The following is a 9,172-nucleotide window of genomic DNA, read 5'->3' as shown; positions in this document are numbered from 1 at the left end:
CACCAACATCCTGTCCCAGGCCGGGACCGCGATGCTCGCGCAGGCCAACCAGTCCAACGCCGGAGTGCTCCAGCTCCTCGGCTGAGACTGACAGCCACCCGGCGGGCGGCGGCGTCCGCACAGGTCGCCGCCCGCCGGGTGCTCTTCCCTCACCGATCTGATCCTGGCTGACCCAGCCGACCCAACGTCCTGGAGGCATTTCCCGTGGGTATCACTCTCTCCGGCCTGACGTCGAGCGGTCTCGACGTCAAGGCACTGGTGGCCGACCTCATGAAGGTCGAGTCGATCCCCCAGCTCAACCTCCAGGCCAAGGTCAAGTTCCAGCGCACCGAGATCACCGCGCTCCAGGACCTCAACACGCGCATCGCCGCGCTCGCGAAGTCCGCCAAGGACCTCACGTCCCCCAACGCCCTCGCGCAGTTCAAGGCGACGAGCTCGTCGGACGCCGTCGCGGTGACGGCGAAGCCGGCGGCCGGCGCGGGCACGATCGACCTCGTCGTCGACTCAGTCGCCGCGGGCCAGAAGTCCGTGACCGGGGCCATGAGCACGGCCCCCGGCACGAAGTTCACGATCACCGACGCCAAGGGCGCGCACACCGAGGTCACGGCGGCCTCCTCCTCGCTCGACGACGTCGTCGCGGCCCTCAACGGGTCGGACACAGGAGTGCGTGCCGTCAAGGTGTCCGCCGGCACCGACCCCGGCACGGGCGAGAAGCTCTACCGCCTCCAGCTCACGTCGACCGAGACCGGTGCCGAGAACGCGTTCTCGTTCCACGCCGGCACCGCGGCCGAGGTCGACGGCGGCACGGCGACCAACCTCCTCACGGCCCCCGGGGCCGCGACCGTGACCGCCGCCGCCGACTCGTCGGTGCGCCTGTGGGCAGGGACGCCCGCCGAGCAGACCGTGACGTCGTCCACGGCGGTCTTCACCGACCTGCTCCCGGGCGTGGACGTCACGGTCGCCAAGGCCTCCACCAACCCGGTGACCATCACGGTCAACGAGGACACCGAGGCGCGGACCGCCACGGTCAAGGGCTTCGTCGACTCGGTCCAGTCGATCCTGTCCCGCATGGCTGCGCTGACCAAGGTCACGATCGCGGCCGACGGATCGACGTCGGGCGCGGCGCTGGCCGGCGAGTCCGTCGTGCGCAACGCGCGCCAGATGCTGATCGACGCCGCGTCCTACCCGATCGACGGAGAGTCGCTGTCCTCGATCGGCATCGAGATCACGCGCACCGGCGAGGTCGTGTTCAACGCCGAGAAGCTCGACGCAGCGTTGGCGGCGGACCCTAACAAGGTCACGGCCACGTTCAACAAGGTCGCGGCCCGCGTCCAGGAGGCCGCGGAGTCGCTGTCGGACAAGTACGACGGCCAGCTGACCACCTCGATCCAGAACCGCGAGACCAACGCGAAGCGGATGGACGAGCAGATCGTCCGGTGGGACACCCGGCTCGAGCAGCGCTACAACCGGCTCAGCGCGCAGTTCACCTCGATGGAGGTGCAGCTCGCGAAGCTCGACGCCCAGCAGCAGTGGCTCACCGGCCAGCTCAACGCCCTGAACCCGTCCAAGAGCTGACCCCGCGAAGGAAGACCCCGTGACCAACCTCGCCCAGAGCGCCTACGGGCGCGACGCCATCCTCACCGCGTCGCCGGCGCGCCTGCTGACCATGCTCTACGACCGGCTCGTGCTCGACCTGCGCCGGGCCGAGGTCGCTCAGGGCGAGGAGCGCTGGACCGCGGCCTCCGAGCAGCTCCTGCACGCTCAGGCGATCGTCGCCGAGCTCATGGGCTCGCTCGACACCTCTGTCTGGGAGGGCGGCGAGGACCTGCTCGCGGTCTACGTCTACGTGCACGAGGCCCTCGTCGCGGCGAACGTCCACCGGGACATCGCGCGCACGCACGAGGTGCTCGAGCTCGTCCTGCCGCTGCAGGAGACGTGGCGTCAGGCCGCCGATGTGCTCCCCGCGGGGCACGACAGCACGTCGTCCGTCCGCACGGGCGGTGTGTCCGGTGTCGCCTGACGCGCAGCTCGCGACAGCCGGGCCCGGGACGTCGGTCGAGCCCGCCGACGACCCGGCCCTCGACCTTCACGGAACCGTCGACCCGCACGGTGCCACCGACGCAGCCACCGACGCAGCCGCGGACCTGCACGCCGCCTGGTCCGGCGTCCTGGACGACCTCGCCGCGATGTCGGCGGGCGCCGGTCCCGCGGCCGGCGCCGAGGTGATGGACAGGCTCGTCACCTGGACCCCGCCGACCGACCTGGGGCGTCTGCCGGCGAGCCTGGTGGACCGCGCGCTCGAGGTCCTGGCGGGCCATGCGCACATCGTCGACCACCTGCACGAGGCGGTCGCGGAGAACCGCCGGCACGCACGGGCGCTGTCATCCGTGCCCACCGTGCACGACGCACCTGCCGCCGCCTACCTCGACGTCGAGGCCTGACCCGCTCCGCTCCGCGGGCCCGACGGCGCCACGGCGCCGGACGTCGGCCTGACGGCGCCGCAGCGCCGGACGCCGGCCCGACGGCGCCGCGCACGCCCGGCGCGGCCGACGACGACTGACTCCCGACGGCCCTGCATAGGGCTCGAAGTGACACGACGACGCATCACCTCGCCCGCGACCCGGGACAGGTGCGTGCGACGCGCGACGGCCGCGGAGCGGCCGAGAGCTCACGGTGAGCACGGACCGCTCACCCCGCAGGCCATGGGACGGCCGACGCACCTTCGACGTGGGGATACCGCGAACGTGTTCGACTCCGTGACCTCCTTGGCGCTCCAGAGCGCGCTCGACGGGCTCTCCGCCCGTCAGCGTGTGATCGCGGAGAACATCGCCAACATCAACACCCCCGGGTACACCGCGAAGCGGGTGCAGTTCGAGCAGGCGCTGGCCTCCTCGGTCGCCTCGGGCGAGGGGCGTGTGGCGTTCAGCGTGTCGCGCTCGCTCGAGCCGACCCAGCTCAACGGCTCGAACGTCAATCTCGACACCGAGACGCTCTCCAACATCGACACCGTGCTGCGCTACCAGTTCGCGACGCAGGCTGTCGGGGGCGAGGCGAGCTCGTTGCGCGCGGCGATGAGGACGAGCTGAGATGACCTTCGACGCGATCGGCATCGCCGGCACCGGCCTGACCGTGCACCGCAAGTGGCTCGACGCGGTCGCCGACAACCTCTCCAACGTGAACACCGTGACGTCGACCGACGACGCCGCGTTCCGTGCCCGCTACGTGACCGTGCAGGAGGGTGGCAACGACACCCCCGGCGCGTTCGTCGCGGGTGCGGCCTGGGGCAGCGAGGAAGGGCGTGTCACGTACGAGCCCGACCATCCCCTCGCCGACGAGGACGGGTACGTGCGCTACCCGGACATCGACATGTCCGAGCAGATGGGACACCTCATCCTGGCCCAGCGCGGGTACCAGGCGAACGCGGCGGTCGTCGACCGCGCCAAGACGGCCTACGAAGCAGCACTCCAGATCGGGAAGTGAACCCCATGCCTGTCTCTCCCATCGAGCCCACGACCGCGACCGGCTACCTGTCGGGTGCCGAGGCGGCGTCGGCCCTGTCGGGTCTGTCTCCCTCCACCGCCACCGCGTCCACCGGACGGGTGGGCGCGAGTGCGTTCGCCGAGGTCCTCGGCGGCGCGGTCGACAGCACACAGCAGCTGCAGGCCACGTCCAACGAGCTGGCGATCGCCGCGGTGTCGGGCGACCTGGCCGACATCCACCAGGCGACGATCGCCTCGACGCGTGCCGCCACGACCCTCGAGCTCGTCGCCACCGTGCGCAACAAGGCGGTCGACGCGTTCAACGAGATCATGAGGATGCAGGCCTGACATGCCGGAGAAGATCAAGTCGTCGTTCGGGCGCGCGTTCGGCGCCGCCCGCGACTTCACGATCGCGCAGCGCACGCTCGCGGTCCTCGCCCTCGCGATCCTCGTCGTCGCCGTGGTCGGTCTCGTGTCCTGGGTGTCGCGTCCGAGCTTCGCGCCCCTGTACTCGGGCATGTCGAGCGCGGACGCCTCGGCGATCGTGGACCAGCTCAGGTCGCAGGGGGTCCCGTACCAGCTGTCCGACGGCGGAGCGACGGTGCTCGTCCCCGAGGCGCAGGTCTACGAGCAGCGGCTCACGGCCGCTGCCGCGGGCCTGCCGGCGGACGAGTCGACCGGCGGGTACTCGCTGCTCGACGAGATGGGTGTGACGTCGAGCGAGTTCCAGCAGGACGTGACGTACAAGCGTGCGCTCGAGGGAGAGCTGGCACGCACGATCGGGGCCATGGAGAACGTCTCGACCGCGACCGTCCAGCTCGCCATCCCGGAGGACACGGTCTTCGCCGCGGAGAAGGGCACACCGACGGCGTCGGTCTTCGTGGCCCCGGCACGCGGCAAGTCGCTGGCTCCCGAACAGGTCGAGGCCATGGTGCACCTGGTGTCGGCCTCGATCGACGGCATGTCGCCCACGGACGTGGCGGTCGTCGACCAGAGCGGCGCCGTCCTCTCGGAGGTCGGCGTCGGTACCCGGTCGTCGGGCAAGCAGAGCGCGGAGTACGAGGAGCGTACGGCCCGGGCGGTGCAGGCCATGCTCGACCGCGTCGTCGGCGTGGGCAACTCGACCGTCGCGGTGACGGCAGAGATGGACGTCTCGAGCTCGGAGCGTCTCGAGGAGACGTTCACCGCTCCCGAGAACGCGCCGGCGCTCAACGAGTCGACCACGACCGAGGAGTACTCCGGCACGGGTGGGGGCGGGGCCGGCGTGCTGGGGCCGGACAACATCGCGGTCCCGAACGGCGGGACCGGTGACAGCACCTACACGTCGCAGGACGCGACGCGCAACAACGCGGTCGACAAGACCACGGAGACGACGACGCGGCCCGCGGGCGCGCTGACCCGTCAGACGGTGTCGGTCGCGCTCAACGCCGACGCGGCGGGTGCGGGCAACACGGCGGCCATCACGACCCTCGTGGCGGCTGCGGCCGGCATCGACCCGGAGCGTGGGGACGTGGTCGAGGTCGAGCGGCTCGCGTTCGACACGGGCGCGGCGGACGCGGCTGCGGCCGCCCTCGCCGCGGCGGAGGCAGCGGCTGCCGCCGAGAAGCAGGGCCAGATGCTGCGGACCGGAGCGGTCGTCGCCGGCATCCTGCTGCTCCTCGTGCTGGGTCTGGTGGCCTGGTCGCGGGCCCGTCGCCGGCGTGAGCGCCGGGAGGCGGTCGACATCGCGGACCTCGAGCTGCGTCCTGTGGGCGACGGTCTCGACGAGTTCGGTCCCCTGCACGGTCGGGACGACGGTGACGGGCTGCTGGAGCCGGTGCCCACGCGCCCCGAGATCCAGCCGCCGACGCCCCGCTTCTCGAGCCTGGACCAGCGTCGGGCAGAGGTGGACGCGCTCGCCGGGGCCGACCCGGACAAGACGGCCGAGTACCTGCGTGTGCTCCTGGCGGAGGACCGGGCGGTGCGGCGATGACGGTCACGACGAACGCGCCGAGCACCGGCGTGCAGGACGCACCGGCGGGGTCCTCCGCCGAGCCTGGGGCGAGCGCGACGCAGACGATCACGGTCGACGCGCCGGACTCCGGGGAGTCGCGGCTCCCGGTCGAGACGATGCGGCGGATCGCCGGCATGTCCGGTGTCCAGAAGGTCGCGCTCGTGCTCATGCAGATGAGCCAGGACCGGGCCGCCACGGTCATGTCGCTGTTCTCCGAGGAGGAGACGGGTGAGGTCGCGGCGGAGATCATGCGGACGCAGGTCGTCGACCCCGACCTCGCGGTCGCCGCACTCGACGAGTTCTACGACATGGCCCTGTCCGGCAGTCCCCGTCCGCGAGGGGGCAAGGATCTCGCGGTGGGGCTGCTCGAGGCCTCGTTGGGGGCCGACAAGGCCGCCGACGTCGTCGAGCGTCTCGTGGCGAGCATGCAGGGCAAGGCCTTCGAGTACCTGGACGGGACCGAGCCGGGGCAGATCATCTCGCTGCTCGACGGCGAGCACCCGCAGACGGTGGCTCTCGTGCTCGCGCACCTGAGCGCGACCGTCGCGTCGTCGGTCCTGGCCAACCTGGCCGACGAGTACCGCACCGACGTGGCGCAGGCGCTGGCCACGATGGGCACGGCGTCCCCGGAGGCGGTCAAGCTCGTCTCGGAGCAGTTCCGTGCCCGCATGGGGGCGAGCATCGCCCCCCGCCAGCCGGTCGAGATCATCGGCGGTGTCCAACCGCTGGTCGACATCATCAACCGCTCGGACGTCGCGACCGAGAAGGCCCTCCTCGAGGGGCTCGAGGCGCGCGACCCGGCCCTTGCCGACGAGGTCCGCTCGCGCATGCTGACGTTCGAGGACATCGCGTCGTTCGAGGCGCGCGACGTCCAGATCATCCTGCGGGGTGTGGAGATGGCCGTGCTCGCGCTCGCGATGAAGGGCACGAGCGCCCGGGTCGTCGACGCCGTCACGACCAACATCTCGGCGCGCAACCGCACGCTCCTCGACGAGGAGATCGCGGGTCTGGGCGGCGTGCGCGTGAGCCAGGTCGAGGAGGCGCGGGCAGAGATCGTCCGCATCGTCCGGGACCTGGAGGCCGACGAGAAGATCACGATCCATCGCACGGACGGGGACGAGCTTGTCTACTGAGTCGGCGTTCGTCCCGAACGCGGTCCCGGTGCTGAACAGCTCGCGGGTCCGGGAGGTGGAGGCGGCGGCGTCCGCCCGCGGGTACGCGGCGGGGTACGCCGCCGGGGCTCGCGCCGCGCAGGAGGGGGTGGACCGGCTGCGGGCCTCTCTCGAGGAGGAGCATGCTCGCCGTGCGGCCGAGCAGGTCGAGAGCATCCGGCGCACGGTCTCGCTCCTGCACGAGGCGGCTCGGGCGCTGACCGAGCGGACGGTGCCGGTCGTCGAGTCCGCGCAGGCCGCGACGCTGCGCGGTGCGCTGGATCTCGCCGAGGCGATCGTCGACCTCCAGCTGACCGACCGGTCCCGCGCCGCGCACGCGGCGCTGGCCCGGGTGACGTCGAGCGTCGAGGCTGCGGTCGTCGAGGTGCGCCTGCACCCCGACGACGTGCGCCTGCTCACCGAGGCCGGGGTCCAGGAGCCGGCGCTCGTGCCGGACGCGACGCTGCGCCGGGGGGACGCCGTGGCGCACCTCGAGCACGGGTTCCTCGACGCCCGCGTCGGGACGGCGGTCGAGCGTGCCCGGGCCGAGCTCACGGCCCTCGTCGACGCCGCGGACCGCCCCGCGGCGCCCCGGCTCGACGAGGCCGAGGGGCGCCGCCAGGGTGCGCAGCCCGGTGCCGGGAGGGCGGTGGCATGACCGCGATCGACGTGGCCGAGAGGGCGCCCGACCTCGGGACGCAGGCAGTACAGGCAGCGCAGGCAGAGGCCGAGGCCTGCGCGCGGTCGACGACCGACGGGCCGTCAGCGTCTGCCGGCGCCCCCGGGCAGGCTCCTTGGCGTCCCGCCGCGCTCGACGCGCTGGCGGCGGCGGCGCGCCCCGAGCGGGTCGGCGTCGTGTCCTCGGCGGTCGGCCTGAGTGTCGAGGTCGCGGGGCTGCGGTGCGCCCTGGGGGATCTGGTGCACATCGGGGAGGCGCCGCACGGCGTCGCAGCCGAGGTCGTGGCGACGTCGGAGGGGCTGGCCCGCTGCATGCCGCTCGGCAGGCTCACGGGCGTCGGTGCCGGCGCGCCCGTGCGCACGAGCGGCACGGGCATCCTCGTCCCCACGGGGCGGGGACTGTTCGGCCGCGTGATCGACGCGCTGGGGCGACCTGTCGACGGTCTGGGGCCGATCGTCAGCGACGTGCGGGTGCCGGTCGACAACGAGGCTCCCTCGGCCATGGACCGCGCCCGCATCGACACGCCGCTCCAGACGGGCGTGCGGGTGCTCGACTCGCTCGTGACCCTCGGGCGCGGGCAGCGCATCGGCCTGTTCGCGGGCTCGGGCGTGGGCAAGTCGTCGCTCCTGTCGATGGTGGCGCGCGGCACGGACGCCGAGGTGTCCGTCATCGCCCTCGTCGGTGAGCGCGGTCGCGAGGTCCGCGAGTTCCTCGAGGACGACCTGGGGCCCGAGGGCCTGGCCCGGTCGGTCGTGGTCGTCGCGACGTCGGACGAGCCGGCCATGATGCGCCGTCGGGCCGCGTTCACCGCGACCCGGATCGCGGAGGCGTTCCGGGACGACGGCGCACACGTGGTGCTCATGATGGACTCGCTCACGCGTGTGTCCATGGCGCAGCGGGAGATCGGCCTGTCGGTCGGCGAGCCTCCGGCCACGCGCGGCTACCCGCCGTCGACCTTCTCGCTCATGGCGAACCTGCTCGAGCGGGCGGGCACGGGCGTGCGCGGTTCCGTCACGGGGATCTACACGGTCCTGGTCGACGGCGACGACCACAACGAGCCGATCGCCGACCAGGCGCGCTCGATCCTCGACGGGCACGTGGTGCTCGACCGGGCCATCGCGGTCACGGGTCACTACCCGGCGGTGGACGCGCTCGGGTCGATCTCACGCGTCGCGTCCCGCGTGACGACCCCCGAGCAGAGGTCGCTCGCGCTCACGCTGCGCAAGGTCCTCGCGGCGCGGCGCAAGGCGCAGGACATCCTCGACATCGGCGCCTACAAGAAGGGCACCGACGAGCTCGTCGACGCCGCGCTCGCGCACGAGCGCGCGATCGACGCCTTTCTCCAGCAAGCCATGACGGACGGCACACCGGCCGAGGAGACGTGGTCGCGCCTCGCGCGACTGACCGAGGCACTGATCGACGGGGAGGCGTGATGAGCACGAAGTTCCGGCTCGCGGGGGTGCTGCGGCTGCGGCGGCTCGAGGAGGACACGGCCAAGGCGCGTCTCGCGAGCGCCCACGCGGACCTCGCGCAGACCGTCGAGGAGGCGGGCGGGCTCTCGGCGTACCTCGAGTCCTCGCCGGACCACGCCACGACGGGGGCTTCGCTCGCCGCGATCGCGGCCTCGAGGGCTGCCACGAGCGCGCTCTTCGCAGCCCTCGAGGCCGAGGCGCGCCGCAAGTCGGCCGAGGTCGACGCGGCGTTCAGCGGGCTCCAGGGGGCGCGGACGGCGCGCCTGGGTCTCGAGAAGCTCGAGGACCGTCACGACCAGGACGTCGCGCGCGCCGAGGGCCGCGCCGAGCAGGCCACGCTCGACGAGGTCGCCTCGTCGACGTGGCGACCGACCACCGGAAGGACCACCCGACCGTGA

At 72.6% G+C, this 9,172-nt stretch carries 11 protein-coding genes and 1 pseudogene; all 12 read left to right on the top strand.

The features are described from left to right. Positions 1 to 85 (top strand): annotated as a pseudogene (locus IE95_RS20465) (flagellin FliC); the annotation flags it as partial. A 119-nt stretch (positions 86 to 204) separates the two neighbouring features. Continuing rightward, positions 205 to 1,575: a flagellar filament capping protein FliD gene (fliD, locus tag IE95_RS0113230; RefSeq protein ID WP_030152094.1), complete on the top strand. Its 1,371-nt coding sequence runs from the start codon at positions 205 to 207 to the stop codon at positions 1,573 to 1,575. Between the two features lie 19 nt (positions 1,576 to 1,594). After that, a complete protein-coding gene (gene fliS, locus IE95_RS0113225; protein WP_036571991.1) occupies positions 1,595 to 2,020 on the top strand; it encodes a flagellar export chaperone FliS in 426 nt (141 codons plus the stop codon). Then, a complete protein-coding gene (locus IE95_RS0113220; RefSeq protein WP_030152092.1) occupies positions 2,010 to 2,441 on the top strand; it encodes a hypothetical protein in 432 nt (143 codons plus the stop codon). Before fliS ends, IE95_RS0113220 begins: the two co-directional genes overlap by 11 nt. Positions 2,442 to 2,744: 303 nt before the next feature. Beyond that, on the top strand, positions 2,745 to 3,086 hold the full coding sequence (gene flgB, locus IE95_RS0113215) for a flagellar basal body rod protein FlgB (RefSeq protein WP_030152091.1): 342 nt from the start codon (positions 2,745 to 2,747) through the stop codon (positions 3,084 to 3,086). A gap of 1 nt (position 3,087) precedes the next feature. Next, complete coding sequence (locus tag IE95_RS0113210) at positions 3,088 to 3,480, top strand: flagellar basal body rod protein FlgC (protein ID WP_030152090.1); 393 nt, start codon at positions 3,088 to 3,090, stop codon at positions 3,478 to 3,480. 5 nt (positions 3,481 to 3,485) lie between these two features. After that, positions 3,486 to 3,827 carry a flagellar hook-basal body complex protein FliE gene (gene fliE / locus IE95_RS0113205; protein ID WP_030152089.1) on the top strand — a complete coding sequence of 114 codons (342 nt, stop codon included), beginning with the start codon at positions 3,486 to 3,488 and terminating at the stop codon, positions 3,825 to 3,827. 1 nt (position 3,828) lies between these two features. Further along, on the top strand, positions 3,829 to 5,451 hold the full coding sequence (fliF, locus tag IE95_RS0113200; RefSeq protein WP_030152088.1) for a flagellar basal-body MS-ring/collar protein FliF: 1,623 nt from the start codon (positions 3,829 to 3,831) through the stop codon (positions 5,449 to 5,451). Then, the gene (fliG, locus tag IE95_RS0113195; RefSeq protein WP_338068461.1) at positions 5,448 to 6,605 is read left to right on the top strand and encodes a flagellar motor switch protein FliG; all 1,158 of its coding nucleotides are present in this window, start codon (positions 5,448 to 5,450) and stop codon (positions 6,603 to 6,605) included. Before fliF ends, fliG begins: the two co-directional genes overlap by 4 nt. Next, the gene (locus IE95_RS0113190; RefSeq protein ID WP_164984145.1) at positions 6,595 to 7,281 is read left to right on the top strand and encodes a FliH/SctL family protein; all 687 of its coding nucleotides are present in this window, start codon (positions 6,595 to 6,597) and stop codon (positions 7,279 to 7,281) included. Before fliG ends, IE95_RS0113190 begins: the two co-directional genes overlap by 11 nt. Then, entirely contained in the window at positions 7,278 to 8,735 is a 1,458-nt protein-coding gene (locus IE95_RS0113185) for a FliI/YscN family ATPase (RefSeq protein ID WP_084690248.1), read from the top strand. Before IE95_RS0113190 ends, IE95_RS0113185 begins: the two co-directional genes overlap by 4 nt. Continuing rightward, complete coding sequence (locus tag IE95_RS0113180; RefSeq protein ID WP_051703091.1) at positions 8,735 to 9,172, top strand: flagellar FliJ family protein; 438 nt, start codon at positions 8,735 to 8,737, stop codon at positions 9,170 to 9,172. Before IE95_RS0113185 ends, IE95_RS0113180 begins: the two co-directional genes overlap by 1 nt.

The organism is Oerskovia turbata (assembly GCF_000718325.1).
GTDB lineage: Bacteria > Actinomycetota > Actinomycetes > Actinomycetales > Cellulomonadaceae > Oerskovia > Oerskovia turbata.
This window is presented reverse-complemented; position numbering and strand designations above follow the sequence as displayed.

Coding starts and splice junctions, on each gene's coding strand:
- IE95_RS0113210 (WP_030152090.1), top strand. CDS start 3,088: ATGACCTTCGACGCGATCGGCATCGCCGGCACCGGCCTGACCGTGCAC.
- fliE (WP_030152089.1), top strand. CDS start 3,486: ATGCCTGTCTCTCCCATCGAGCCCACGACCGCGACCGGCTACCTGTCG.
- fliF (WP_030152088.1), top strand. CDS start 3,829: ATGCCGGAGAAGATCAAGTCGTCGTTCGGGCGCGCGTTCGGCGCCGCC.
- fliG (WP_338068461.1), top strand. CDS start 5,448: ATGACGGTCACGACGAACGCGCCGAGCACCGGCGTGCAGGACGCACCG.
- IE95_RS0113185 (WP_084690248.1), top strand. CDS start 7,278: ATGACCGCGATCGACGTGGCCGAGAGGGCGCCCGACCTCGGGACGCAG.
- IE95_RS0113180 (WP_051703091.1), top strand. CDS start 8,735: ATGAGCACGAAGTTCCGGCTCGCGGGGGTGCTGCGGCTGCGGCGGCTC.